We start from the raw sequence: 25,598 nt of genomic DNA on the forward strand, positions 1-25,598 counted from the left end.
ACCCATATACGGTACGGGGCACACGCAGGCGGTCGGCTCACAAGACGCACGCGTCCCAGCAGGCGTACGAGACGCATGAGGAGAGAACCCGGTGGTCACCCAGGAACAGCGGAAGCGGCAGCTCGCGCGGGAGAAGTTCTTGCGGCAGCAGCAGCGGCGGACGGCCGCGCGACGCAAGGCGCGCATGCGCAACTCGGTGATCGCGTCGGTGCTCGGCGTGGTCGTGATCGGCAGCGTCGCGCTGTACACGACCGGCGCCCTCAAGGACGACGACAAGACCAACGCCAGCTCCGAGACGACCCCGAGCGCGGCGGCGACCAGCAAGGCGCCGGACCCGTGCGAGAAGGCCGCCGCCGGCAAGGTCAAGACGGCGACCTGGAAGAAGGAGCCGGCGATCACCATCGACAAGTCGGCGAAGTACACGATGAAGCTGGCGACGACGTGCGGTGACATAGACATCGCGCTGAAGACCTCGGCGGCCCCGCACACCGTGAACTCGTTCAACTTCCTCGCCGGCAAGGGCTACTTCGACCACACCAAGTGCCACCGGCTCACCACCAGCGGCATCTACGTGCTGCAGTGCGGCGACCCGACCGGCTCCGGCAGCGGCAGTCCCGGCTACACGATCCCGGACGAGAACCTGAAGGACAAAAGCCTGAAGGACAACATCTACCCGGCGGGCACGATCGCGATGGCGAACACCGGCCAGGCGCACACCGGCGGCAGCCAGTTCTTCCTCGTCTACCAGGACAGCCAGTTGCCGCCCAGCTACACACCGTTCGGTACGGTTTCCGAGGCCGGCATGAAGGTCCTGAAGAAGATCGCCGCCGCCGGCGAGAGCACCGGAGCGGGCGACGGAGCACCGAACGCAACGGTCGTCATCAACAAGGCAACCGTCACCAAATCCTGACCGCCAACTGCGAAATTTCGGTCGCGCGGGATGCGGACAGGCAACCCGCCGGTCGCCTATGTTGGCCGTGACGAAACTGTGGACGATGCTCGGGGGCGCTGAGGCCCTCGCAGGCATCATGTGGAGGAGGCGCTGTGAGCAGCGACCCGTGGGGCCGCGTCGACGAGACGGGGACCGTGTATGTGCGTACGGCCGACGGCGAGCAGGTCGTCGGTTCCTGGCAGGCCGGCTCCCCTGACGAGGCGCTGGCCTACTTCGAGCGCAAGTACGAGGGCCTGGTTGTCGAGATCGGCCTCCTCGAGAAGCGAGTGAAGACCACCGACCTGTCGGCGAAGGACGCGCAGACCGCGATCGACCACATTCGGGAACAGGTCGACGCCCACCACGCGGTCGGCGATCTGGACGCCCTGCGGGTCCGGCTGGACAAGCTCGTGGAGACCGTCGAGAAGCGTCGTGAGGAGCGCAAGCAGCAGCGCGCCAAGCAGTCCGACGAGGCGCGGCACGCCAAGGAGGCGCTGGTCACCGAGGCGGAGGAGCTGGCGCAGTCGGACCAGTGGCGGGCGGCCGGTGAGCGCCTGCGTGCCCTGGTGGACACCTGGAAGGGTCTGCCGCGCCTGGACCGCAAGTCGGACGACGAGTTGTGGCACCGCTTCTCGCACGCGCGCTCGGCGTTCTCCAAGCGTCGCAAGGCGCACTTCGCGTCGCTGGACGCGCAGCGCGAGGAGGCCCGCAGGACCAAGGAGCGCCTGGTCGGAGAGGCCGAGGCGCTGTCCGGTTCGACGGACTGGGGTCCCACGGCCGCGCGCTACCGCGATCTGATGGCCGAGTGGAAGGCCGCCGGGCGCGCCCAGCGCGAGCACGAGGACGACCTGTGGAACCGCTTCCGCGGCGCCCAGGACGTGTTCTTCGCCGCCCGCAGCTCGGTCTTCGCCGAGCGGGACGCCGAGCAGTCCGAGAACCTGAAGCTGAAGGAGGAGCTGGCCGAGGAGGCCGAGAAGCTCCTGCCGATCGGTGACCTCAAGAGCGCTCGTGCCGCCTTCCGCACGATCAACGAGCGCTGGGAGGCCATCGGCCACGTCCCGCGCGACGCGCGGCCGAAGGTCGAGGGCCGGATGCACGCGGTCGAGCGGGCCCTCCAGGAGGCCGAGGAGACCGAGTGGCGCCGGACGAACCCGGAGGCACGCGCGCGTGCCGAGGGTCTGACCGGGCAGCTTCAGGCGGCGGTCGACAAGCTGAAGGGCCAGATCGAGCAGGCGCGGGCCCAGGGCAACAACGCCAGGGCCGACAAGCTCGAGAAGGAGCTGGCGGGCCGCGAGGCCCTGCTGGAGCAGGCTCTGAAGGGTCTGCAGGAGTTCGGCGGCTGAGGCTTTACTGATCCACGCAGAGGGGCTCCCGTACCTTGCCGGTACGGGAGCCCCTCTGCGTATGCGGTGCTACCTGCTGCGCGCCGACGTCACCCGGTACACGTCGTACACGCCCTCGACTCCCCTGACCGCCTTCAGGACGTGCCCGAGGTGCTTCGGGTCGCCCATCTCGAAGGTGAAGCGGGAGGTCGCCACTCGGTCGCGGGAGGTCTGGACGGCCGCGGAGAGGATGTTGACGTGCTGGTCGGACAGGACTCGCGTGACGTCCGACAGGAGTCGGGAGCGGTCCAGGGCCTCCACCTGGATGGCGACCAGGAAGACCGAGGACTGGGTGGGCGCCCACTCGACCTCGAGGATGCGCTCGGGCTCGCGGGAGAGTGACTCCACGTTCACACAGTCACTGCGGTGAACCGATACGCCACTACCGCGCGTGACGAAACCGATGATCGGGTCGCCGGGGACCGGGGTACAACAGCGGGCCAGCTTGACCCACACGTCGTCGACACCCTTGACCACGACACCCGGGTCGTTGCTGCTGCGCCGCTTGCGGCTGCGGCCACGGGACGGCGGTACCGACTCGTCGATCTCCTCGGTGGCCGCCTCCTCCCCGCCGAGCGCCTGGACGAGCTTCTGCACGACGTTCTGCGCGGAGACATGCCCCTCGCCGATCGCCGCGTACAGCGCGGAGATGTCCGGGTAGCGCATCTCGTGGGCGAGCGTCACGAGCGAGTCGCCGGTCAGGATGCGCTGGATCGGCAGGTTCTGTTTGCGCATCGCGCGGACGATGGCGTCCTTGCCCTGCTCGATCGCCTCGTCGCGCCGCTCCTTGGAGAACCACGCCCGGATCTTGTTGCGGGCGCGCGGCGACTTCACGAAGTTCAGCCAGTCCCGGGACGGTCCGGCCCCGGCCGCCTTGGACGTGAAGACCTCCACCAGGTCGCCGTTGTCCAGGGTCGATTCGAGCGGTACGAGGCGTCCGTTGACTCGGGCCCCTATGGTGCGGTGGCCCACCTCGGTGTGCACCGCGTACGAGAAGTCCACGGGGGTGGCTCCGGCCGGCAGCGCTATCACGTCACCCTTCGGAGTGAAGACGAAGACCTCGTTGCGTGACAGGTCGAAGCGCAGGGATTCGAGGAACTCGCCGGGGTCCTCGGTCTCCTTCTGCCAGTCGAGGAGCTGGCGCAGCCACGCCATGTCGTTGAGGTGGTCGTCCTTGCCGGTGGTCCTCGGCTGGTCCGAACGCACCTTGGAGGTGCCGGCGACGGCCTCCTGCTTGTACTTCCAGTGGGCGGCGATGCCGTACTCGGCGCGGCGGTGCATGTCGAACGTACGGATCTGGAGTTCCACCGGCTTGCCGTTGGGCCCGATGACCGTCGTGTGCAGCGACTGGTACATGTTGAACTTGGGCATCGCGATGTAGTCCTTGAACCGGCCGGGGACCGGGTTCCATCGCGCGTGCACGGTGCCGAGAGCGGCGTAGCAGTCCCTGACCGTGTCCACCAGGACGCGGATGCCCACCAGGTCGTAGATCTCCGCGAAGTCCCGGCCGCGGACGATCATCTTCTGGTAGACGCTGTAGTAGTGCTTCGGGCGGCCGGTGACGGTCGCCTTGATACGGGCGGCGCGCAGGTCGGCCTGGACCTCGTCGGTCACTATGGCCAGGTACTCGTCACGCTTCGGTGCCCGCTCGGCAACCAGCCGTACGATCTCGTCGTACATCTTGGGGTAGAGGATCGCGAAGGCGAGGTCCTCCAGCTCCCACTTGATGGTGTTCATGCCCAGCCGGTGGGCCAGCGGCGCGTAGATCTCGAGGGTCTCGCGCGCCTTCTTCTCCTGCTTCTCGCGCTTGAGGTAGCGCATGGTGCGCATGTTGTGCAGGCGGTCGGCGAGCTTGATGACCAGGACGCGCGGGTCCTTGGCCATCGCCACGACCATCTTGCGCACGGTCTCGGCCTGCGCGGCCTCGCCGAACTTGACCTTGTCCAGCTTGGTGACGCCGTCGACGAGCAGGGCGACCGAGTCGCCGAAGTCTCGGCGGAGCTGGTCGAGGCCGTACTCGGTGTCCTCGACGGTGTCGTGCAGGAGCCCGGCCATCAGGGTGGCGGGGTCCATGCCGAGCTCGGCGAGGATCGTGGTCACCGCGAGCGGGTGCGTGATGTACGGGTCGCCGCTCTTGCGCTTCTGGCCGCGGTGCCAGCGCTCGGCGACCTGGTAGGCCTTCTCGATCTGCCGGAGCGTCGCCGTCTCGATCTTCGGGTCGTTGCTGCGCACTATCCGCAGCAGCGGCTCCAGGACCGGGTTGTACGGGTTGGAGCGCTGGACACCGAGACGGGCGAGCCGGGCGCGGACACGGTTGGAGGAGCCGGTGCGGGCAGGCTGGCCTGCGGTGGGGCGCACCGCGGGCGAGTTCGTGGGCTGCTGGGGCGACGGGGGTCCCCCCGCTCGGGCGGCGTCGGGGGTGGGCGACGGCGGGACCGGCTTGGGGCGCGCCTGCTCGGCCGACTTGTCGACGGGCGCCGACTGGGCGTGCTCGACCGGCCCGCGGGGGTCGTTCTTCGCCTGGCCCGCGTCGGTCGGCGCGGGCTTCGCCGCGGGCCCCGAGGCGGACTCGGGCTTGGCGGCGGTCAGGTGTTGGGCCTCGTCTGGCAAGAGGACTCCTCGTGCGCGATCCGGGTCCCCCGGTCAGGCTCCGGAGACCCCATGGTAGCGAGCCTGCGCCCCAGGATCGCCTTCAGGCCGATGTGAGGGCCGTCTACCCGTGAAACGCGAGAGGCGGGCGCCGGATTCCTCCGGGCCCGCCACTGCGGTGTCCTGCGGGTGGCACACGCCTTGCGCAGGGGTTCTGTACAGGTGCTCAGACCTTGAGCAGCGCCTCCAGCGGGGCGCCGGCGAGGACCGGCTCCAGGCGGCCGCGGCCGCCCAGGAAGCCGAGCTCCATCAGGACGGCGAGGCCCGCGACCTCGGCGCCCGCCCGGCGGATGAGCTGGATCGAGGCCTCGGCGGTGCCGCCGGTGGCGAGGACGTCGTCGACGACCAGAACACGGTCGGCCGCGGTCAGGTCCTCGGCGTGCACCTCGATCTCCGCCGAGCCGTACTCCAGGTCGTACGCCTGGCTGAGGGTCGCTCCGGGGAGCTTGCCCGCCTTGCGCACGGGGATGAACCCGAGGCCGGCGCGGACGGCGACAGGGGCGCCGAGGATGAAGCCGCGGGCCTCCAGGCCGACGATCTTCGTGGCGCCGGCGTCCGCGGCGATTGCGGCGAGGGCGTCGGTGAGCGCGGTGAACGCCGCCGGGTCCGCCAGGAGCGGGGTGATGTCCTTGAACATCACGCCCGGCTCCGGGTAGTCCGCCACGTCACGGATCCGGCTGAGCAGCAGCTCCTCGATGCCGGTCATCGGCGCTTCCCCGACGGACGGCCACGGCCCCGGCTGCGGGACGGGGGCTGGTTGCGCGGGCCGACGACCGCGGGAGTCGCGTCGTCGTCCTCGGGCTCGTCGTCGAACGCCGCATCGGTGACCGGGGCATCCAGGGACTCGCCCGTGGCGGCCGCCTGCGCCCGCTTGGCGAGCACGCGCTTCCTGAGGGCCTTCATCTGCGGCTCGCGCTCCTTGAGGTCGGCGACGAGCGGCGTGGCGATGAAGATCGAGGAGTACGCACCGGCCGCGAGGCCGACGAACAGCGACAGCGAGATGTCGTTCAGCATGCCGGCGCCGAGGACACCGCCACCGATGAACAGCAGGCCCGCCACCGGCAGCAGCGCCACCACGGTGGTGTTGATGGAACGGACCAGAGTGCTGTTGATCGACCGGTTGGCGATGTCGCTGTACGTCCAGCGGGTCTGCTTGGTGATGTCCTTGGTCTGCTCCTTGAGACTGTCGAAGACGACGACCGTGTCGTAGAGCGAGTAACCGAGGATGGTCAGCAGACCGATCACCGTGCCCGGCGTGACCTCGAAGCCGACGAGGGCGTAGATGCCGACGGTGATGGTGATGTCGTGGATCAGCGCGACGAACGCGGCGACCGCCATCCGCCACTCGAAGGCGATCGCCAGATAGATCACGACCAGCACCAGGAAGATGCCGAGGCCCTGCCAGGCCTTGTCGGCGACCTGGTCACCCCAGCTGGGGCCGACCAGGTCGGCGTTGATCTGCTCGCTGTCGAGCTTCAGGTCCTCGGCGAGCACCTTCTTGATCTGGTTGGACTTGTCGGTGTCGATGCCCGCCAGCTGGATGCGCAGGGTGCCGTCGCCGAGCTTCTGGACGATCGCGTCGTGGCCGGAGGCCTCTTCCGCGTACGTCTCGGCCTGCGACACCGAGACGCTCGTGTTCTTCGGGGTGGTGAAGACGGCACCGCCCTGGAACTCGATGCCCATGTTCAGGCCGCGCACCGCCAGGCCGACGATGGCCGTGATGGTGATCAGGATCGAGAGGCCGTACCAGATCTTGCGGTTGCCGACGAAGTCGTAGCCGACCTCGCCACGGTGCAGTCGGGCGCCGAGGTTGCCGAGCTTCGACATCTCACGCCTCCTTCGGGTCGACAGGGCCTGCGGCAGTGTGCGAGGGACGGCGGGTGCGGCGCAGCGGGGGCTTGGCGCCCAGTCGCTTCGGGTCGAGGCCGGACCAGCTGTGGCCGCTGGAGAAGAACTTGCTGCGCGCGAGGATCGTCAGCAGCGGCTTGGTGAACAGGAAGACGACCACCACGTCGAGCACGGTGGTCAGGCCGAGCGTGAACGCGAAGCCCTGGACCTTGCCGACGGTGACGATGAAGAGCACCGCGGCGGCGAGGAACGACACGAAGTCGGAGACCAGGATGGTGCGCCGGGCACGAGGCCAGGCGCGTTCCACGGCGGGGCGCAGCGTGCGACCCTCTCGGATCTCGTCCCGGACCCGTTCGAAGTACACGATGAACGAGTCCGCTGTGATACCGATCGCGACGATCGCACCGCAGACGGCCGGGAGGTTCAGCGCGAAGCCGATGGCCGGGCCGAGCAGCGCCATGATCACGTAGGTGAGGGCCGCGGAGACCAGCAGCGAGGCGACGGCGATGAGCGCCAGGCCGCGGTAGTACGCCACCAGGTAGAGGACGACCAGGGCGAGGCCGATCGCGCCGGCGATCAGACCGGCCTTCAGCTGCTCACCGCCGAGCGCGGCGGTCACCGTGGTGACGCTGTCCTCCTTGAAGGTCAGCGGCAGGGCGCCGTAGGACAGCATGTTGGAGAGGCTCTGGGCCGACTCCTGGTTGAAGTTGCCGGAGATCTCCGCGTTGCCGCCGGTCAGCGCCTGGCTGACGGACGGGTCGGAGACGACCTCGCCGTCCAGGACGATGGCGAACTGGTTCTGCGGGGGCTGGTTCTGGGCCAGCTTGCCGGTGATGTCGCCGAACTTCTTGGCGCCGCCGGACGTGAACTTCATGGTGACGGTCCAGCCGGCGCCGGTCGTCGTGTTGAGGACGGCCTTTGCCTCGTCCACGTCGGTGCCGTCGACCTCGGCCGGGCCCAGGACGTACTTCTGCCACTGACCCTGCGAGTTCTGGCCGCAGGCCACGGTGGAGTCGGTGGGCTTGGCGCCGTCACCGGCCTTGGCTCGGGCCTTCGCGTCGGTGCAGTCGAGGGCGGTGTACTGGGCCTCGAGCTTGGCGGCCGCCGCGCTGGCGTCGCCGCTGCTCGCGGACGGGGAGGCGGAGGCACTCGCGGAGGCCGAGGCGCTCGTCGACGGCGTGGGGTCGGCCTTCAGGGCGTCGGTGACCGCGCGGCCCTGCGAGGTGGAGGTCGCCGACGGGGTGGTGGAACTGGAGGGAGACGACGACGAGGTCGCCTTGTCCGTGGCCTTGTCGGTGCTCGACGCGCTCGGCGACGGGCTGGCCGTCGCGGCGGCGCCCGAGACCTCGGTGGCGAGGACCGGTCGGAAGTACAGCTTGGCGGTGGTGCCGACCTGCTTCTGGGCCTCCTCGGAGTTCGTACCCTTGGGGATGTTGACGATGATGTTCTTGTCGCCCTGGGTCTGAACCTCGGCCTCCGAGACGCCAAGACCATTGACACGGCGGTTCATGATGTCGACCGCGGTGTCCATGTTGGTCTTGTTGATCGCGGATTCCTGGCCGGCCTCCGGGACCGCCCGGAGCGTGATGCTCGTACCACCGGCAAGGTCGATGCCGAGACGCGGAGTGGTGTGCCCGGAGAGGAACATTCCTCCGGTGAGCGCCACGATGGCGATCAGGATGAGGGCCAGCGAGCGCCATGGCTTGCTCTGGGCGCTCGCGCTCCGGCCCTTCTTAGGTGCTGCCACCTTCTCGTACTCCCTCTCGGGCCGCCTCGCGCCGGATCTGCGGGCGGGCGGCCATGACATGGTGTCGGGATCCCGTGCGAGCTGTGCACGTCCCAGGGGCACGCGGAGCGGGCCCGCGCGCCCGGGAGTGCGGCTACTTCGCCTCGGAGTCGCCGTCGGTCTTCTTCGGCTCCTCGTCCGTCTTCGCCCCGGCGGCCTCGGTTTCGGCCTCTGCCTCGGTGTCGGCCGGGGTCTCGGCAGGCTCCTCGGCCGTGTCCTTCTTGCCGAGGTCGACGGACTTGTCGTCGGAAGCGTCGGCAGCGTCGGCGGCGGGCTCGTCGGTCTCGGTGAGGGAGGAGGCGTCGTCCGGGACGACGTCGGAGTCGGACTTCAGGTCGTGCTCGATGCCGTGGACGATGCGGTTGTACTCGTCGTCCGAGAGGACTGCACCGATCGCGTTCTTCGCGAAGAGGAGGTCGACGCCGGGACCGGCATCGACGAGGACCGTGTCCTCATTGACTTCCTTGACCGTCGCGTACATGCCCCCGATGGTGCGGATGCCGCTGCCGGGCTGCATTTCGTTCCGCATGTTCGCGGCCGCCTGCTGCTTCTTCTTGGCCGAGCGGGTCATCAGGAACATGGCCCCGATGAGCACGATGAACGGGAGGAGGGTCACGAGACTCACGGGTCGGTACTTCCTTCACGTGACCGCGATGGTGAGCGGCCTGATGGTTGGGGGTGTGTACGCCGCCGACAAAGGCGGCATCGGCGGAGTCTAAGCGAGTCCGCGCGCATGGAACAACGCTCAGCATGGCACCAGGGTTCCTGACCCGGCCATCGCGCTCGCCGTCACGCCCCGAACAGGTCCTGTTGTCCGTTTCCTGTGGCCGTGGAGCGCGGCGGGGTGAGGCCGAGATGCGCCCAGGCGGCGGGCGTGCCGACCCGGCCGCGCGGGGTCCGGGCGAGCAGGCCCTCCCGGACGAGGAAGGGTTCGGCGACCTCCTCCACGGTCTCGCGCTCCTCCCCCACCGCGACGGCGAGCGTCGACAGGCCCACCGGGCCCCCGCCGAACAGCTTGAGCAGAGCCTCGAGAACCGCGCGGTCGAGACGGTCCAGGCCGCGGGCGTCGACCTCGTAGACGGCGAGGGCCGCCCCGGCGATGTCGCGCGTGATCAGGCCGTCGGCCTTGACCTGGGCGTAGTCGCGCACGCGGCGCAGCAGACGGTTGGCGATACGAGGCGTGCCGCGGGAACGGCCGGCGATTTCCGCGGCGCCGTCGGCCTCGATCTCCACCTCGAGCAGGTTCGCCGAGCGGTGGATGACGCGCTCCAGCTCGACGGGCTCGTAGAACTCCATGTGCGCGGTGAAGCCGAAGCGGTCGCGCAGCGGAGGCGGCAGCAGGCCCGCGCGCGTGGTCGCGCCGACCAGCGTGAAGGGAGGCAGTTCGAGGGGGATGGCGGTGGCTCCGGGACCCTTGCCGACGATGACGTCGACGCGGTAGTCCTCCATCGCCATGTAGAGCATCTCCTCGGCGGGCCGGGACATGCGGTGGATCTCGTCGAGGAACAGCACCTCGCCCTCCTGGAGGGAGGAGAGGATCGCGGCGAGGTCGCCGGCGTGCTGGATCGCGGGGCCGCTGGTGATGCGGATCGGGGCGTTCATCTCGGCCGCGATGATCATCGACAGGGTCGTCTTGCCGAGGCCGGGAGCGCCGGAGAGCAGCACGTGGTCGGCGGTGGCGCCCCGCGCGCGTGCGGCGCGCAGGACGAGGTCGAGCTGTTCGCGGACCTTCTCCTGGCCGATGAACTCGCCCAGGTCCTTGGGGCGCAGGGCGGCCTCGACGGCCTGGTCCTCACGGTCGGCGACCGAGTCCACGAGCCGCTCCGCGGCGGGGCCGACGGGCCGCTCGGCGGCCGGGGTGTCGGTCGTGTCGTCCCAGTTCACTGAGATCTCCTAGCTGGGTGGAGCAGACGGTCAGCGGGTGCGGTTCAGGCTTTGCAGAGCCGCCTTCAACAGCTGGCCGATCTGGGGCACGCCCTCGGTTGCCTCCGCCTGGGGTGCCACGGCGGACACCGCCTCGTCGGCCTCGCGGGTCGCGTATCCGAGCCCGATCAGGGCGGCGTGCAGCTGGTCGCGCCAGCCGGAGGTGACCGCCGTACCGATGGCGGGTGCGCCGATCGGCTCGCCGAGGCGGTCCTTCAGCTCCAGGAGCAGCTTCTGAGCGCCCTTCTTGCCGATGCCGGGGACGGCGATGAGCGCCTTCTCGTCGCCGGTGGAGACGGCCCGGCGCAGGGCGTCCGGCGAGTGCACGGCGAGCATCGCCTGCGCGAGCCTCGGTCCGACCCCGCTTGCGGTCTGGAGCAGTTCGAAGGTCTGCCGCTCGTCGTCGTCCGCGAAGCCGTACAGGGTCAGCGAGTCCTCGCGGACCACCAGGGAGGTGGCCAGCTTCGTCGGCTGGCCCATGCGCAGTCCGGAGAGCGTGTTCGGCGTGCACTGGAGGGCGATGCCGATCCCACCCACCTCGACCACCGCGGAGTCGGGGGCGAGGGCGGCGACCGGACCGCTGACGAAGGCGATCATGCCGTACGGCCTTTCGATGCGTGCAGGGCGACGGCCTGCTGGAGTCGGTTCTGGGCGGGGGCGCGCCAGATGTGGCAGATGGCGAGCGCGAGGGCGTCGGCGGCGTCGGCCGGCTTCGGGGGCGCGTCGAGCCGCAGCAGACGGGTGACCATGGCGCCGACCTGGGCCTTGTCGGCGCGGCCGCTGCCGGTGACGGCGGCCTTGACCTCGCTGGGCGTGTGCAGGGCGACGGGAATGCCGCGGCGGGCGGCGCACAGCATGGCGACGGCGCTGGCCTGGGCAGTGCCCATCACCGTGCGGACGTTGTGCTGGCTGAAGACCCGCTCCACGGCGACGAATTCGGGCCGGTGCTCGTCCAGCCACTGCTCGATGCCCTGCTCGACGGCGACGAGGCGCTGCCCCAACTCGGCGTCCGCCGACGTCCGTACGACACCGACTCCGAGCATGGTGAGCGGCCGGCCCGCGACTCCTTCGACCACACCGACACCGCACCGCGTGAGTCCGGGGTCCACCCCGAGTACGCGCACGCCGCCCCCCTCCTCTTTGCGGCTGAGCCGCCGCCGCTCTCGCGGACCTGGCTGAGCACCGTCGGGGTTCCTCCATTGATGTTGCGGGCCCCGGACGGTGATCTTTGGCTCCCGCCAGGCTATCCCCTGGCACCGACAACGGCCGCGGGCCGATGAGACGTGTCCCATCGGCCCGCCGAAATCGCCCCGCCCGCGGCGGCGTTACGCGTCGACCTTCTCCATGACCTCGTCGCTGACGTCGAAGTTGGCGAAGACGTTCTGCACGTCGTCGCTGTCCTCGAGCGCGTCGATCAGCTTGAAGATCTTCTTCGCGCCCTCTTCGTCGAGCTCGACCTGCATCGTCGGGACGAAGTTGGCGTCGGCGGAGTCGTAGTCGATGCCGGCGTCCTGGAGGGCGGTGCGGACCGCGACCAGGTCGGTGGCCTCGCTGATGACCTCGAAGGACTCACCGAGGTCGTTGACCTCCTCGGCGCCGGCGTCAAGGACGGCGCCGAGCACGTCGTCCTCGGCCAGTTCGCCCTTGGGGACGATCACGACGCCCTTGCGGTTGAAGAGGTACGACACCGAGCCCGGGTCGGCCATGGAGCCGCCGTTGCGGGTCATCGCGACGCGGACGTCGGAGGCGGCGCGGTTGCGGTTGTCGGTGAGGCACTCGATGAGCACCGCGACACCGTTCGGGCCGTAACCCTCGTACATGATCGTCTCGTAGTCGGCGCCACCGGCCTCGAGGCCGCCGCCGCGCTTGACCGCGGAGTCGATGTTCTTGTTCGGGACCGACGACTTCTTCGCCTTCTGGATGGCGTCGTAGAGCGTCGGGTTGCCCTCGATGTCGACGCCGCCCATCCGGGCCGCGACCTCGATGTTCTTGATCAGCTTCGCGAAGAGCTTGCCGCGTTTGGCATCGATCACGGCCTTCTTGTGCTTCGTCGTAGCCCATTTAGAGTGGCCGGACATCTGCCTGTCTCCTTCGCGTAACCCAGCTCTTTCCGAACGCCAGAGATCCTACAAGGACTCCGCTGTCCGGTTCGCGCGCACCATGTCGACGAACAGGGCGTGCACGCGGTGGTCGCCGGTCAGTTCCGGGTGGAACGACGTGGCGAGCGCGTTGCCCTGGCGGACCGCGACGATGTGGCCGCCGTGCTCGGCGAGCACTTCGGTCTCGGCGCCGACGGACTCGACCCAGGGGGCGCGGATGAACACGCCCTCCACAGGATCGCCCGCAATGCCCTTCACGTCGAGCGAGGCCTCGAAGGACTCGTTCTGGCGTCCGAAGGCGTTGCGGCGCACGATCATGTCGATGCCGCCGATCGTCTCCTGGCCCGAGCGCGGGTCGAGGATCTTGTCGGCGAGCATGATCATGCCCGCGCAGCTGCCGTAGACGGGCATGCCGTCTCGCACGCGTGCGCGTAGCGGCTCCATCACGCCGAACAGGACGGCCAGCTTGGAGATGGTGGTGGACTCGCCGCCGGGGACGACCAGGCCGTCCACCTCGGCGAGCTCCTCGGGGCGCCGCACCGGCCTGGCCACGGCGTCGGCCGCGGCCAGGGCGATGAGGTGCTCCCGTACGTCGCCCTGGAGGGCCAGGACGCCTATGACAGGTGCCTCAGTCATGTAAGTGCAGTCCTAAGGGGGTGACTTACCAGCCGCGGTTGGCGTAGCGCTCGGTCTCGGGGAGGGTGTCGCAGTTGATGCCGACCATGGCCTCGCCGAGGTTGCGGGACGCGTCCGCGATGATCTTCGGGTCGTCGTAGAAGGTGGTCGCCTTGACGATGGCGGCGGCGCGCTTGGCCGGGTCGCCGGACTTGAAGATGCCGGAGCCGACGAAGACGCCCTCGGCGCCGAGCTGGCGCATCAGCGCGGCGTCGGCGGGGGTGGCGACGCCACCGGCGGAGAACAGCACGACCGGGAGCTTGCCGAGCTCGGCGACCTCCTTGACGATCTCGTACGGGGCGCGCAGCTCCTTGGCGGCGGCGTACAGCTCGTTGTTGTCGTAGCCGCGCAGCCTGGCGATCTCGTTCTTGATCTGGCGCAGGTGGCGGACGGCTTCGACGACGTTGCCGGTGCCGGCCTCGCCCTTGGAGCGGATCATCGCGGCGCCCTCGGCGATGCGGCGCAGGGCCTCGCCCAGGTTGGTGGCACCACAGACGAAGGGGGTCGTGAACGCCCACTTGTCGGAGTGGTTGACCTCGTCGGCGGGGGTGAGGACCTCGGACTCGTCGATGTAGTCGACGCCGAGGGACTGCAGGACCTGGGCCTCGACGAAGTGGCCGATGCGGGACTTGGCCATGACCGGGATGGAGACGGCCTCGATGATGCCCTCGATCATGTCCGGGTCGGACATGCGGGCCACGCCGCCGTCCTTGCGGATGTCGGCCGGGACGCGCTCGAGGGCCATGACGGCGACGGCGCCCGCGTCCTCGGCGATCTTCGCCTGCTCCGGCGTGACGACGTCCATGATCACGCCGCCCTTGAGCTGCTCGGCCATGCCGCGCTTCACGCGCGCGGTGCCGGTCTCGGGAGTCTGGTTGTCGGAGAGCGTGCTGGACACGGGTGACCTCGCTGAAGTGAAAGAGGGATCTGCAGCACCGAGGAAACGCGACAGGAGCAGGCCACAGCAAGGGCCAATGAAGAGGCGGTGGATCGTTTTCCGGCCGGGGACCCTACGCGGCCCGGTCCACCAGTGCCGCCGGCGGCTCGTCGTCCATCTCGAAAGCCAACGGGAACGGCGCGTGTCCCGCCAGCCGGAACCAGCGCACCTTGCGGTGCCGGCGCAGTGCCCTGGCGGCCCGTACCGAGTCGTTGTGGAAGCGCCGGGCCATCGGCACCCTGCGCACCGCCTCGGTCAGTTCCCGGGCGGCCGCCTCTCCCCCGGGCGCCTCCCGTACCGCCTCCACCTGCTGCGTCTCGGCGAACACGGCTCGCAGCGCCTGGCTCAGGTCGCTCTCGGCGACCTCCCGCTGCTCCTCCTCGGCCTGCCGGGCCGCGTGCGCGGCCTCGTACAGGACGATCGAGGCGGCCGGATCGAGCACCCCGGAAGTGGCCAGTTCCTGGGCCACCGAGGCGCGGCGCAGCAGTTGGGCGTCGAGCCCGGCACGGGTGGCGTCGATGCGGGCGTGCAGCCGGTCGAGTCGCCCGGCCGTCCAGCTCAGATACAGGCCGATCGCGACCAGCGCGACGAGGATCCAGATCAGGGTTGCGGTCACGGGCGGCAAGGCTACCGGGGCGCTCCGCCGGGGGTGGCGGGGTGTCCTGCGGGCTGTTGGTGTGGTCGATGTGGGGGCTGCCGCCCCCAGACGCCCGCTTCGGCCTGAACGGCCTCGTCCTCAAACGCCGGACGGGCTGACATTGTCCGGACCGGCGCGGTCAGACGCGCCCCGAGGATTCATCAGTCCCGCGCCAGCCCCAGCCGCGCCCGCAACCCCGTCGCCCGCTCGTCGTCCGCCGCGGCGACGGCAGCCGCGCCGGACGTCACCGTCTCGTACACGGACAGGATGTCAGCGCCGACCGTCGACCAGTCGAACCGCCGTACATGCGCGCTGCCGCGCTCGCGCAGTTCGGCCAGCCGCACCGGGTCCCCGAGCAGCCGTACGGCGGCCATGGCGAGCGCGTCCGCGTCCTCGTTGGCGAACAGTTCGCCCGCCGCGCCCCGGTCGAGCACCTGGGTGAAGGCGTCCAGGTCCGAGGCGAGCACCGGGGCCCCCGCCGACATCGCCTCGACCAGGATGATCCCGAAGCTCTCGCCGCCGGTGTTCGGGGCGACGTACAGGTCGACACTGCGCAGGAAACGGGCCTTGTCCTCGTCGCTGACCATGCCGAGGAACTCCACGCGCGGGCGGAGTTCGGCGGGCAGCGACTCGACCGCCTCCTTTTCGTCGCCGCGCCCGGCGACCAGCAGCCGGGTCTGCGGGCGCTCGGCGAGGATCTTCGGCAGGGCCTTCATCAGCACCGGCAGGCCCTTGCGGGGCTCGTCGATGCGGCCGATGAAGCCGATCGTGTCGCCCTGCCACTCGGGCTTGGGCTCGGCCCGGGCGAAGAAGTCGACGTCGACGCCGTTCGGGATCACCACCGCGTCGCCGCCGAGGTGTTCGACGAGCGTGCGGCGGGCGTACTCGCTCACGGCGATCCGCGCGCTGATCTTCTCCAGGGCGGCCTGAAGGATCGAGTACGCGGCGATCATGGCCCGGGAGCGCGGGTTCGAGGTGTGGAAGGTGGCGACGATCGGGCCCTGCGCGGCCCAGCACGCCAGCAGGCCGAGGGACGGCGAGGCCGGCTCGTGGATGTGGATGACGTCGAACGCGCCGTCGTGCAGCCAGCGCCGCACCCGGGCCGCCGACAGGAAGCCGAAGTTCAGCCGGGCCACCGAGCCGTTGTACGGCACCGGCACCGCACGGCCGGCCGAGACGACGTACGGCGGCAGCGGGGTGTCGTCGTCGGCCGGAGCGAGGACGGACACCTCGTGGCCGAGGCGGAGGAAGTACTCGGCGAGATCGCGGATGTGGAACTGGACGCCACCCGGCACGTCCCAGGAGTACGGGCAGACGATGCCGATCCTCACGCGGTGCCCCCTGCCGGAGAACGCGCGGGATCGAGATCCTTGAGCCACAGACGCTGCAGCATGTGCCAGTCCTCCGGATGGTCGGCGATCCCCGAGGCGAAGGCGTCGGCCAGCGCCTGTGCCATGACAGACGTCTTCTCGGCCCGCGTACCTGACTCGGGGACCTCGATCGGGGGATGGACACGGCCCTGCATCACGCGGGAGTCGTCGTACCAGAGCGTCACCGGGAGCAGCAGAGCGCCGGTCTGCTGGGCGAGCAGCGCGGGGCCGGCCGGGATCCGGGTGGCCTCGCCGAAGAACTGGACCTCGACGCCGGAGGAGGACAGGTCCCGTTCGGCGACCAGACAGACCAGGCCGCCGTCGCGCAGCCGCCGGGCCAGCGTGCCGAACGCGGTGCCGCCGCTGTGGGGCAGGACCTCCATGCCGAGGCCCTCGCGGTAGGCGACGAAACGGTCGTACAGCGTCTCCGGCTTGAGGCGTTCGGCGACCGTGGTGAACGGCGTGTCGAGCTTGGTGGTGACCCACGCGCCGGCGAGGTCCCAGTTGGCCATGTGCGGCAGGGCGAGGATGACGCCCTTGCCGGCCGCGAGGCCGTCGGTGAGGTGGTGCAGGTCCTTGGGGTCGAAGCCGTTCTTGACGCGCTCGGCGCTCCAGGCGGGGAGCCGGAAGGACTCCATCCAGTAGCGCAGGTACGACCGCATGCCGGCGCGCGAGAGCTGGGCCAGGCGCTCGGGACTCGCGTCGGGCACCACGCGCGCGTAGTTGCTCTCCAGCCGCCGGACGCCCTTGCCGCGCTTCTTCCAGGCGAGGTCGGCGATGCTCCGGCCGAGGCGCACGGCGACCGGCTCGGGGAGCTTCTTCACCACACCCCAGCCGAGGCCGTACAGCGCGTCGGTGACCCGCTCCTGGGCGCTCACTTCGCCGCCTCGCTCCCCTGGGTCTCCGGGTTCTCCTGGGCGGCGGCCGCCTCGGCCTCGGCCGACTCCCGGCGGACCGTGACGACGCGCTGGATCAGCGTCACCAGGCTGCCGACGGCGACGATCCACAGCGCGACGGGCAGCAGGTACTGGATGCCCGGCACGCCGAACGCGTGCAGACCCGCCAGACCGGCCGCGACCAGCGAGATCACCAGGCGCTCGGCCCGCTCGACGAGTCCGTTGACCGCGACCGGCAGGCCGATCGACTCGCCGCGGGCCTTGGTGTACGACACCACCTGGCCGCTGGCCAGGCAGAAGATCGAGACCGCGCAGAGGATGGTGTCGTCGCCGCCGCCCGCGTACCAGAGGGCGAAGCCCCCGAAGACCGCGCTGTCGGCGACCCGGTCCAGCGTGGAGTCCAGGAAGGCGCCCCAGCGGCTGGAGCGGCCCAGCTGGCGGGCCATGTTTCCGTCGACGAGGTCGGAGAACACGAAGAGTGTGATCACGATCGTGCCCCAGAAGAACTCGCCCATGGGGTAGAAGACCAGCGCGCCCGCGACCACACCGGCGGTGCCGATGAGGGTCACCGTGTCGGGGCTGACGCCCCGCCGGATGAGAAACGCGGCGAACGGTGTGAGGACACGCGTGAAGAATGCACGCGCGTACTTGTTCAGCATGGCCTTCCCGAGGGTCGGTGTGGCCGAGCGGCCCCTGCTGGCCACCGGCTGGCCCATCGTAGCCACGCGCGCGCGTGGGTGACGGCCGGGCACCGTCAGCCGGTGTCACGGCCCGACCGCTTCCCGGTCACGGCGGGATCTCCCGGCCCGGGCCGGGGGCCGGCGGCGGGATCGCGTCCGCCGTATGGACGCACCGTGACGGGAGTGGAAAGCTCGAAGAACACCGCGGGCGTCACCGGAGCCGCCACCGCACGCGGGTCCGCATGTCCGCGCCCACAGTGACCTCACCGTGCACGGGAGGCAAGGCCATGGGCGACAAGGCGAACACACACCCCGGAGCCGCCGGCAGGGCAACGGCGGCCGACCAACCCGCGTCCGTACGGAATGTGGTGCTGGTCGGCCACTCCGGATCGGGCAAGACGACATTGGTGGAGGCTCTCGCACTCACCACGGGAGCGGTGAACCGGGCGGGCCGCGTGGAGGACGGCGGCACCGTCTCCGACTACGACGAGATCGAGCACCGGCAGCAGCGCTCGGTGCAGCTCTCCCTGGTACCCGTCGAATGGGACGGATACAAGATCAACATTCTCGACACCCCCGGATACGCCGACTTCGTCGGAGAACTCAGGGCCGGTCTGCGAGCGGCGGACGCGGCCCTTTTCGTCGTCTCGGCCTCGGACGGGGTGGACGGCTCGACGCGCATGGTGTGGGAGGAGTGCGCGGCCGTCGGCATGCCCAGGGCGATCGTCGTCACGCACCTGGAGTCCGCCCGGGCGGACTTCGAGGACATGACACGGATCTGCGCGGAGGCCTTCGGCGGCGACGACCCCGACGCCGTACTGCCGCTCTACCTGCCGCTGCACGGCCCCCAGGCCCCGGACGGGCACGCGCCCGTGACGGGACTGATCGGGCTGCTGTCGCAGAAGCTGTTCGACTACTCGTCCGGGGAGCGCAAGGAGTCCGAGCCGGGCGAGGACCAGCTGCCGCTGATCGAGGAGGCCCGCAACCGGCTGATCGAGGGGATCATCTCGGAGAGCGAGGACGAGACCCTCATGGACCGCTACCTCGGTGGCGAGGAGGTCGACGTCAGGACGCTGATCGAGGACCTGGAGCGGGCCGTCGCGCGGGGGGTCTTCTTCCCGGTGCTGGCCGCCGCTCCCGCAGCCGAGGGCGCCCGGCAGGGGCTCGGCACGGTCGAGCTCCTCGAACTGGTCACACGCGGCTTCCCGACCCCGCTGGAGCGCGAGGCGCCGAGGGTCACCACGGTCGACGGCAAGCCGCGCGAGCTGAAGCTGTGCGATCCGGACGGGCCGCTGGTCGCGGAGGTCGTGAAGACGTCGTCCGACCCGTACGTCGGCCGGGTCTCGCTGGTGCGGGTCTTCTCGGGCACGCTGCACCCGGACGAGACCGTGCACGTCTCCGGGCACGGTCTCGCCGACCGGGGGCACGAGGACCACGACGTCGATGAGCGGATCGGCGCGCTGTCCGCGCCGTTCGGCAAGCAGCAGCGGGTGCTCACCCACTGCATCGCCGGGGACCTCGCGTGCGTGGCGAAGCTCGGCCGCGCGGAGACCGGGGACACGCTCTCGGCCAAGAACGACCCGCTGCTCATGGAGCCGTGGGAGATGCCCGACCCGCTGCTGCCGCTCGCCATCCAGGCGCACAGCAAGGCGGACGAGGACAAGCTCTCGCAGGGCCTGTCCCGGCTGGTCGCCGAGGACCCGACCATGCGGCTCGAGCAGAACCAGGACACCCACCAGGTGGTGCTGTGGTGCCTGGGCGAGGCCCACGCCGACGTCGCGCTGGAACGGCTGCGCAACCGATACGGCGTGCAGGTCGACGTGGTCCCGCACAAGGTCTCCCTCCGGGAGACGTTCGCGGCCAGGTCGGCGGGGCGCGGCCGTCATGTGAAGCAGTCCGGCGGTCACGGGCAGTACGCCATCTGCGAGATCGAGGTGGATCCGCTGCCGGGCGGCTCAGGCATCGAGTTCGTGGACAAGGTCGTCGGCGGCGCGGTGCCGCGCCAGTTCATCCCGTCCGTCGAGAAGGGCGTGCGGGCCCAGGCTGCCAAGGGAGTTGCGGCCGGCCATCCGCTCCTCGACATCCGGGTCACCCTGCTGGACGGCAAGGCGCACTCCGTGGACTCCTCCGACGCCGCGTTCCAGACGGCCGGCGCGCTGGCGCTGCGGGAGGCGGCCGCCGACGCGAAGATCCATCTGCTGGAGCCGGTGGCCGAGGTGACCGTCCTGGTCGGCGACGACTACGTGGGCGCGGTGATGAGCGACCTGTCCGGGCGGCGCGGCCGGGTGCTCGGCACGGAACAGACCAGCGGCGGACGGACGCTGGTGCGCGCGGAGGTGCCCGAGATCGAGATCGGGCGGTACGCCGTCGACCTGCGCTCCCTGTCCCATGGCACGGCCCGTTTCAGCCGCTCGTACGCGCGGCACGAGCCGATGCCGCCGCAGATCGCGGAAAGGATCCGTGAAGAGACGCGCGAAGCCTCGTAGTTGGCGGCGGGCGCCCCCCAATCGACGTTTACGGAACACTCCCCTCCGCGTCGGCGGGCGGCTACGGCCGTCCGCCGCCGGGGTGTTGGTACGTCCGCCGCCGGGGTGTCGGTACTCCGCCGACGGGATGTTGTACGTCCGCCGACGGATGTCGGTGCCTGCGGATACGCTGATGACTTGATCAACAGGTGTGCGAAGCAAGGAAGTCGGGAAGGCCGCATGAGCAGGGCCGGCGGCGATCGGGGGCGGGAATGACCGTTGACAGCGGTTACGCGGACATCTTTGGTCCGCAGGTGCCGCGCACAGGCGACGGAGGACAGACGGCGACGTTCGCGCTGGCCTCCGCGGCTTATCGGGACAACGACGTCAAGGACATCCTCGCTGCCAACAGCGAGTGGCACGAGTCGACCGTCAAGGACGGCCGCAGATGGGCGCGGATCTTCCGGCCCAACCTGGGCGAGGCCTTCTCCGCGGCCGTGGTCGCCCGCATGCTGGGCGCTGGCCGCAAGCCGCTCATCCAGTCCTTCGGCGCCGAGCCGCAGGTCGTGGTCGAGCACTGCCTCGCGGCGAACAACATCCGCAGGGACCGCGACAGCCTGCTGACCATCGTCATGGTGCTGTGCGGTCTGCTCTTCCTGCCCGGGCTCCTCATCTGGCTGCTGGTCTTCCAGATCCGCACCACCGTGGCGAAGACCGAGAACAAGCAGGCCGGAGCCTTCGCCACCGCCCTGCTCGTCGGAGTGGGCGCCCTCGCAGTGATCTTCCTCGTACGCACGCCGTTCGGCGGCTTCTGGGCGTGGTACGCGCGTGCGGCGGTCGTCATGCCGGTGGTCGGCTGGTTCTGGGCCAAGCAGATCTGCGAGCGCACGGCGACGGACCTCCGGGAGCGCTGGAACAGTCTGCTGTCCGGCAGCAGCGTCGGGGCCAAGGTCCCCGAGGCGGTGCCGAGCAGCCCCCGCGAGACCGCGGCCGAGCAACTGCGCCAGTCGCTGGCCAAGTTGAGCGCCGAGCAGCAGTCCAACGCCGTGTTCTACGCCGGGCCCAAGGGCATACTCGGCATGGGCACCCGATGGGGCAGCTGGCAGCTCGCCGAGGACCTGGTCTCACGCCATCCGGACCGGGAGATCCATCCCTTCCGCAGCTGGGACGTCATACGGTCCATCCACGACAAGCTGCGCATGCTGGAGCGGAACACGCTGAACACCGGCGGCTTCCCGAAAGCGTCCGTACGGCACTGGATCGTCACCCCGGTCGGGGAGAACGCGAAGGCGGTCTCCCGTCCCGAGGGCACGGACGTGGACGCGTACCAGGTCAAGTCACACGCCATACAGGACATCTGCAACAAGCAGCAGTTCGGCGCGGGCGACCGGCACTACCTGGGCGTGCAGTGGACGCTGTGGGACGGGCAGCTGGTCATCACCATGCTGATCACGGTGACCGTGCTGCACGAGACGCTGCGCATCGAGGTGACCGGGCACGCGCTGGGTCCGGTGCACTCGCTGTTCACCTCGAAGCCGGAGGCCAAGGAGAAGGAAGTCGCCAAGCAGCTCAAGTTCTGGGAGACCCGGAAGGTGAAGCTCCCGCTGGTCGACGCCGACGAGGTGGTGCGCCTGACCGCCCGGGCGCCCCTGACCTGGTATCCGCCGCTGCTGAACTGGCTCGGCGGCACCCTGGCCCTCCCCGAGCCCTTCGGGCTGCGGCACGCCTGGGCGGACAAGCCGTGGCGGCACCGCTTCATGGCCGACGACGCGCTGCGCGCTGCCACCCCGGTGCTGCGGGTCGTGCACGCGGCTGCGATCCGGGTCCTGGAGGAGAACGGCGTGGACACGGAGAAGTTCGGCACCCGGTCGGCGTTCCTCAGCACGGCGGTGCAGGACCCGACACCGCGCAAGGCGGACGTGTACGACGCGTAGGTGCGGTGGGGGCCGCCAGGAGCCCCCACCCCGCCCGCAGGATCAGGCCGTCGGCCAGGCGTCCGCCAGCATCTTCCGGGTGTCCGCCAGCAGCTGCGGCAGCACCCGCGTGTGCCCGACGACCGGCATGAAGTTCGTGTCGCCGCCCCAGCGCGGGACGATGTGCTGGTGCAGGTGGGCCGCGATACCGGCGCCCGCCACGGACCCCTGGTTCATGCCGATGTTGAAGCCGTGGGCGCCGGACGCGCTGCGCAGGGCGGTCATCGCCTGCTTCGTCAGCGCGGCGAGCTCGACCGTCTCCGGCTCCGTCAGGTCCGTGTAGTCGGCCACATGACGGTAGGGCACGACCATCAGGTGGCCGCCGTTGTACGGGTACAGGTTGAGCACCGCGTAGACCTGCTCACCGCGCCGGACGATCAGCCCGTCCTCGTCGGACTTGGCCGGGATCGAGCAGAAGGGACAGCCGTCGTCGGCACCGGGGCCGGTCGGCTTGTTCTCGCCCTGGATGTACGCCATCCGATGGGGCGTCCACAGACGCTGGAACGCGTCCTGGGTCCCCACGCCCCACTGCTGCTCCGGCTCACTCGTCATGCAGTGCAGCATATGACTTCGCCCGTTCGCGCCGTGTCGCCGGGTTGTGGGAAAAGCGTCCCGGGACAAGCTGGGCCGGTGGACGCTGAGCTGGACGACGACAGGCCCGAGGCCCGCTGGGATCGACGCACCGAGGTGCCGCTCGCCGTGGCCTCGCTGGTGTTCCTCGCCGCGTACGCGGTCCGCGTGCTCGTCCGCGACCTGCCCGACGATCTGCTCGACCTCTGCCTCGCGCTGAACCTGGCCGCCTGGGTCCTGTTCGGCATCGACTACGCGGTGCGCTGGCGGCTGAGCGGGCAGCGGCTGCGCTTCGTACGGACGCACCTGCTGGACACCGCGGTGCTGGTCCTGCCGCTGCTGCGGCCGCTGCGGATCGTCAAGATGTACGAGGCGGTGCAGCGCCGGCACGGACGGCCCCGGCTGGCACTGCACGCGCGCGTGATCGCCTACGCCGGGCTGTCGACCGTCCTCCTCGGCTTCAGCGGTGCCCTCGGCGTCTACCAGCAGGAGCACGCGGCACCGGACGCGACCATCCGGACCTTCGGTGACGCGGTGTGGTGGACCTGCTCCACCCTCGCCACCGTCGGCTACGGCGACGTCGTCCCCGTCACTCCGGTCGGACGCCTGATCGCGGTCGGGGTGATGGCCATCGGCCTGGCCCTGCTCGGCACCGTGACCGGGACCTTCGCCTCGTGGCTGCTCCAGGTCTTCTCGCGGGAGGACGACGACAGGCCCCCGGGAAGCTGAGCCTCCCGGGGGCCTGTCGCAGGGATCAGACCTGCGCCCGCTCCTCCACGACCTTCACGATCTTCGCGATGGCCTCGTCGAACGGGATGCCGTTCTCCTGCGAGCCGTCGCGGTAGCGGAAGGACACCGACCCGCCCGCCATGTCCTCGTCGCCCGCGATGACCATGAAGGGCACCTTCTGCTTCTGGGCGTTGCGGATCTTCTTCTGCATACGGTCGGAGGAGGAGTCCACCTCGACCCGCAGGCCCTTCTTCTTGGCCGCGGCGGCGAACTTCTCCAGGTACTCCACGTGCCCGTCGCCGATCGGGATGCCGACCGCCTGGACCGGGGCCAGCCACGCCGGGAAGGCGCCCGCGTAGTGCTCCAGGAGCACCGCGAAGAACCGCTCGATGGAACCGAAGAGCGCACGGTGGATCATGACCGGGCGCTGCTTGGAGCCGTCGGGGGACGTGTACTCCAGCTCGAACCGCTCCGGCAGGTTGAAGTCGAGCTGGATCGTCGACATCTGCCAGGTGCGGCCGATGGCGTCCTTGGTCTGGACGGAGATCTTCGGGCCGTAGAAGGCGGCGCCGCCCGGGTCCGGGACCAGGGGCAGGCCCTGCTTCTCGGCGACCTCGCGCAGCGTCTGAGTGGCCTCTTCCCAGACCTCGTCGGAGCCGACGAACTTCTCCGGGTCCTTGGTCGACAGCTCCAGGTAGAAGTCGGTCAGACCGTAGTCACGCAGCAGGCCGAGGACGAAGGTGAGCGTCTTGTCGAGTTCCTCGGACATCTGCTCGCGCGTGCAGTAGATGTGCGCGTCGTCCTGGGTGAAGCCACGCGCGCGGGTCAGGCCGTGCACGACGCCCGACTTCTCGTACCGGTACACGGTCCCGAACTCGAAGAGGCGCAGCGGCAGTTCACGGTAGGAGCGGCCGCGCGCGTCGAAGATCAGGTTGTGCATCGGGCAGTTCATAGGCTTGAGGTAGTAGTCCACGCCCTCGTCGAGCTGCATGGGCGGGTACATGCCGTCGGCGTACCAGTCCAGGTGGCCCGAGGTCTCGAAGAGCTTCCCCTTCGTCGCGTGCGGGGTGTAGACGAACTCGTAGCCCTCCTCCTCGTGGCGACGGCGCGAGTAGTCCTCCATGACCCGGCGGATGATGCCGCCCTTGGGGTGGAAGACGGCGAGGCCGGAGCCGATCTGCTCGGGGATCGAGAACAGGTCGAGCTCGGAGCCCAGCTTGCGGTGGTCGCGCTTCTCCGCCTCGGCGAGGAAGTCGAGGTGCGCCTTCAGCTCGTCCTTGGTGGGCCAGGCGGTGCCGTAGATGCGCTGGAGCATCGGGTTCTTCTCGCTGCCGCGCCAGTAGGCGGCCGCGTTGCGCATCAGCTTGAACGCCGGGATGTTCCTGGTGGTGGGCAGGTGGGGACCGCGGCAGAGGTCCTTCCAGCACAGGTCACCGGTCTTGGCGTCGAGGTTGTCGTAGATCGTCAGCTCACCGGCGCCGACCTCGACGTCCGCGCCGTCGTCCGTGGAGGCCGAGCCCTTGATGCCGATCAGCTCCAGCTTGTACGGCTCGGACGCCAGCTCCGCACGAGCCGCCTCGTCGGTGACCACACGGCGGGAGAACTTCTGCCCCCGCTTCTGGATCTCCTGCATCTTCTTCTCGACGGCCTTGAGATCCTCGGGCGTGAACGGCTTCTCGACGTCGAAGTCGTAGTAGAAGCCATCCTTGACCGGCGGGCCGATGCCCAGCTTCGCCTCGGGGAAGAGCTCCTGCACGGCCTGCGCCATCACGTGCGCGGTGGAGTGGCGCAGGATGTTCAGGCCGTCCTCGGAGGAGATCTCGACGCCTTCGACCTCCTCGCCCTCGGACAGGACGTACGACAGGTCCTTGAGCTCGCCGCCCACGCGCGCGGCGATGATCGAACGCTCGCCGGCGAAGAGCTCGGCTGCCGTGGTGCCCGTCGTCACCACGCGCTCTTCCCGCTCGGAATCGCGTTGGATGATCACACGGACGTCTGACACCGGTCTCTCCTGACTGAAGGCGGATGCGGCGCCATACCGAGAGCGC

Annotated in this window: 22 protein-coding genes; 5 read left to right on the forward strand and 17 right to left on the reverse strand. The window is 69.9% G+C overall.

Annotated features, from left to right (window positions below):
• Nucleotides 1-91 precede the first annotated feature (91 nt).
• Together ADK57_RS07805 and ADK57_RS07810 are read left to right on the forward strand one after the other, a co-directional pair.
• Nucleotides 92-910: a peptidylprolyl isomerase gene (locus tag ADK57_RS07805; protein ID WP_053748621.1), complete on the forward strand. Its 819-nt coding sequence runs from the start codon at nt 92-94 to the stop codon at nt 908-910.
• 134 nt (nt 911-1,044) lie between these two features.
• Nucleotides 1,045-2,274 carry a DUF349 domain-containing protein gene (locus tag ADK57_RS07810; protein WP_053748622.1) on the forward strand — a complete coding sequence of 410 codons (1,230 nt, stop codon included), beginning with the start codon at nt 1,045-1,047 and terminating at the stop codon, nt 2,272-2,274.
• 69 nt (nt 2,275-2,343) lie between these two features.
• Here ADK57_RS07810 and ADK57_RS07815 read toward each other — a convergent pair whose 3' ends face one another.
• From ADK57_RS07815 to pgsA, 15 genes are all read right to left on the reverse strand, one after another.
• A complete protein-coding gene (locus ADK57_RS07815; protein WP_053748623.1) occupies nt 2,344-4,923 on the reverse strand; it encodes a RelA/SpoT family protein in 2,580 nt (859 codons plus the stop codon).
• A gap of 205 nt (nt 4,924-5,128) precedes the next feature.
• Nucleotides 5,129-5,668 (reverse strand): adenine phosphoribosyltransferase, encoded by a 540-nt coding sequence (locus ADK57_RS07820; protein ID WP_053748624.1) that lies wholly within the window; start codon nt 5,666-5,668, stop codon nt 5,129-5,131.
• Entirely contained in the window at nt 5,665-6,789 is a 1,125-nt protein-coding gene (gene secF, locus ADK57_RS07825; RefSeq protein WP_053748625.1) for a protein translocase subunit SecF, read from the reverse strand. The genes ADK57_RS07820 and secF overlap by 4 nt, the downstream gene beginning before the upstream one ends.
• A 1-nt stretch (nt 6,790) precedes the next feature.
• A complete protein-coding gene (gene secD, locus ADK57_RS07830) occupies nt 6,791-8,557 on the reverse strand; it encodes a protein translocase subunit SecD (RefSeq protein ID WP_053748626.1) in 1,767 nt (588 codons plus the stop codon).
• Between the two features lie 133 nt (nt 8,558-8,690).
• Nucleotides 8,691-9,221, reverse strand: coding sequence for a preprotein translocase subunit YajC (gene yajC, locus ADK57_RS07835; RefSeq protein ID WP_053748627.1), 531 nt, complete (start codon nt 9,219-9,221; stop codon nt 8,691-8,693).
• Between the two features lie 164 nt (nt 9,222-9,385).
• The gene (gene ruvB, locus ADK57_RS07840) at nt 9,386-10,480 is read right to left on the reverse strand and encodes a Holliday junction branch migration DNA helicase RuvB (RefSeq protein ID WP_053748628.1); all 1,095 of its coding nucleotides are present in this window, start codon (nt 10,478-10,480) and stop codon (nt 9,386-9,388) included.
• Nucleotides 10,481-10,510: 30 nt separating this feature from the next.
• Entirely contained in the window at nt 10,511-11,116 is a 606-nt protein-coding gene (ruvA, locus tag ADK57_RS07845; RefSeq protein WP_053748629.1) for a Holliday junction branch migration protein RuvA, read from the reverse strand.
• Nucleotides 11,113-11,643, reverse strand: a complete 531-nt coding sequence (ruvC, locus tag ADK57_RS07850; protein WP_053748630.1) for a crossover junction endodeoxyribonuclease RuvC — start codon at nt 11,641-11,643, stop codon at nt 11,113-11,115. The genes ruvA and ruvC overlap by 4 nt, the downstream gene beginning before the upstream one ends.
• A 201-nt stretch (nt 11,644-11,844) precedes the next feature.
• Nucleotides 11,845-12,597 (reverse strand): YebC/PmpR family DNA-binding transcriptional regulator, encoded by a 753-nt coding sequence (locus ADK57_RS07855; protein ID WP_053748631.1) that lies wholly within the window; start codon nt 12,595-12,597, stop codon nt 11,845-11,847.
• Between the two features lie 48 nt (nt 12,598-12,645).
• Nucleotides 12,646-13,254, reverse strand: coding sequence for a pyridoxal 5'-phosphate synthase glutaminase subunit PdxT (gene pdxT, locus ADK57_RS07860; protein ID WP_053748632.1), 609 nt, complete (start codon nt 13,252-13,254; stop codon nt 12,646-12,648).
• Between the two features lie 25 nt (nt 13,255-13,279).
• Entirely contained in the window at nt 13,280-14,191 is a 912-nt protein-coding gene (gene pdxS, locus ADK57_RS07865; protein WP_053748633.1) for a pyridoxal 5'-phosphate synthase lyase subunit PdxS, read from the reverse strand.
• Between the two features lie 112 nt (nt 14,192-14,303).
• Entirely contained in the window at nt 14,304-14,846 is a 543-nt protein-coding gene (locus tag ADK57_RS07870; RefSeq protein WP_053748634.1) for a hypothetical protein, read from the reverse strand.
• Nucleotides 14,847-15,028: 182 nt separating this feature from the next.
• Nucleotides 15,029-16,198, reverse strand: a complete 1,170-nt coding sequence (locus tag ADK57_RS07875) for a glycosyltransferase family 4 protein (RefSeq protein ID WP_053748635.1) — start codon at nt 16,196-16,198, stop codon at nt 15,029-15,031.
• On the reverse strand, nt 16,195-17,115 hold the full coding sequence (locus tag ADK57_RS07880) for a phosphatidylinositol mannoside acyltransferase (RefSeq protein WP_053748636.1): 921 nt from the start codon (nt 17,113-17,115) through the stop codon (nt 16,195-16,197). Before ADK57_RS07880 ends, ADK57_RS07875 begins: the two co-directional genes overlap by 4 nt.
• Nucleotides 17,112-17,849, reverse strand: coding sequence for a phosphatidylinositol phosphate synthase (gene pgsA / locus ADK57_RS07885; protein WP_053748637.1), 738 nt, complete (start codon nt 17,847-17,849; stop codon nt 17,112-17,114). Before pgsA ends, ADK57_RS07880 begins: the two co-directional genes overlap by 4 nt.
• Before the next feature lie 251 nt (nt 17,850-18,100).
• On the opposite strand from pgsA, the gene ADK57_RS07890 reads away from it, so the two are divergent.
• Both ADK57_RS07890 and ADK57_RS07895 read left to right on the forward strand, forming a co-directional pair.
• On the forward strand, nt 18,101-20,299 hold the full coding sequence (locus ADK57_RS07890) for an elongation factor G-like protein EF-G2 (RefSeq protein WP_053748638.1): 2,199 nt from the start codon (nt 18,101-18,103) through the stop codon (nt 20,297-20,299).
• 251 nt (nt 20,300-20,550) lie between these two features.
• Nucleotides 20,551-22,212, forward strand: coding sequence for a hypothetical protein (locus ADK57_RS07895; RefSeq protein WP_053748639.1), 1,662 nt, complete (start codon nt 20,551-20,553; stop codon nt 22,210-22,212).
• A 42-nt stretch (nt 22,213-22,254) separates the two neighbouring features.
• Here the strand turns inward: ADK57_RS07895 and ADK57_RS07900 are convergent, their stop codons facing one another.
• Complete coding sequence (locus ADK57_RS07900) at nt 22,255-22,815, reverse strand: HIT family protein (protein ID WP_053748640.1); 561 nt, start codon at nt 22,813-22,815, stop codon at nt 22,255-22,257.
• Between the two features lie 78 nt (nt 22,816-22,893).
• On the opposite strand from ADK57_RS07900, the gene ADK57_RS07905 reads away from it, so the two are divergent.
• Entirely contained in the window at nt 22,894-23,550 is a 657-nt protein-coding gene (locus ADK57_RS07905) for a potassium channel family protein (protein WP_053748697.1), read from the forward strand.
• A 25-nt stretch (nt 23,551-23,575) separates the two neighbouring features.
• Here the strand turns inward: ADK57_RS07905 and thrS are convergent, their stop codons facing one another.
• Nucleotides 23,576-25,552, reverse strand: coding sequence for a threonine--tRNA ligase (gene thrS / locus ADK57_RS07910; protein WP_053748641.1), 1,977 nt, complete (start codon nt 25,550-25,552; stop codon nt 23,576-23,578).
• Nucleotides 25,553-25,598 lie beyond the last annotated feature (46 nt).

This window comes from Streptomyces sp. MMG1533, assembly GCF_001279775.1.
Taxonomy (GTDB): domain Bacteria; phylum Actinomycetota; class Actinomycetes; order Streptomycetales; family Streptomycetaceae; genus Streptomyces.

Coding starts and splice junctions, on each gene's coding strand:
- ADK57_RS07855 (WP_053748631.1), bottom strand. CDS start 12,597: ATGTCCGGCCACTCTAAATGGGCTACGACGAAGCACAAGAAGGCCGTG.
- pdxT (WP_053748632.1), bottom strand. CDS start 13,254: ATGACTGAGGCACCTGTCATAGGCGTCCTGGCCCTCCAGGGCGACGTA.
- ADK57_RS07820 (WP_053748624.1), bottom strand. CDS start 5,668: ATGACCGGCATCGAGGAGCTGCTGCTCAGCCGGATCCGTGACGTGGCG.
- secF (WP_053748625.1), bottom strand. CDS start 6,789: ATGTCGAAGCTCGGCAACCTCGGCGCCCGACTGCACCGTGGCGAGGTC.
- ADK57_RS07890 (WP_053748638.1), top strand. CDS start 18,101: ATGGGCGACAAGGCGAACACACACCCCGGAGCCGCCGGCAGGGCAACG.
- ADK57_RS07900 (WP_053748640.1), bottom strand. CDS start 22,815: ATGCTGCACTGCATGACGAGTGAGCCGGAGCAGCAGTGGGGCGTGGGG.
- pgsA (WP_053748637.1), bottom strand. CDS start 17,849: ATGGGCCAGCCGGTGGCCAGCAGGGGCCGCTCGGCCACACCGACCCTC.
- ruvA (WP_053748629.1), bottom strand. CDS start 11,116: ATGATCGCCTTCGTCAGCGGTCCGGTCGCCGCCCTCGCCCCCGACTCC.
- ADK57_RS07895 (WP_053748639.1), top strand. CDS start 20,551: ATGACCGTTGACAGCGGTTACGCGGACATCTTTGGTCCGCAGGTGCCG.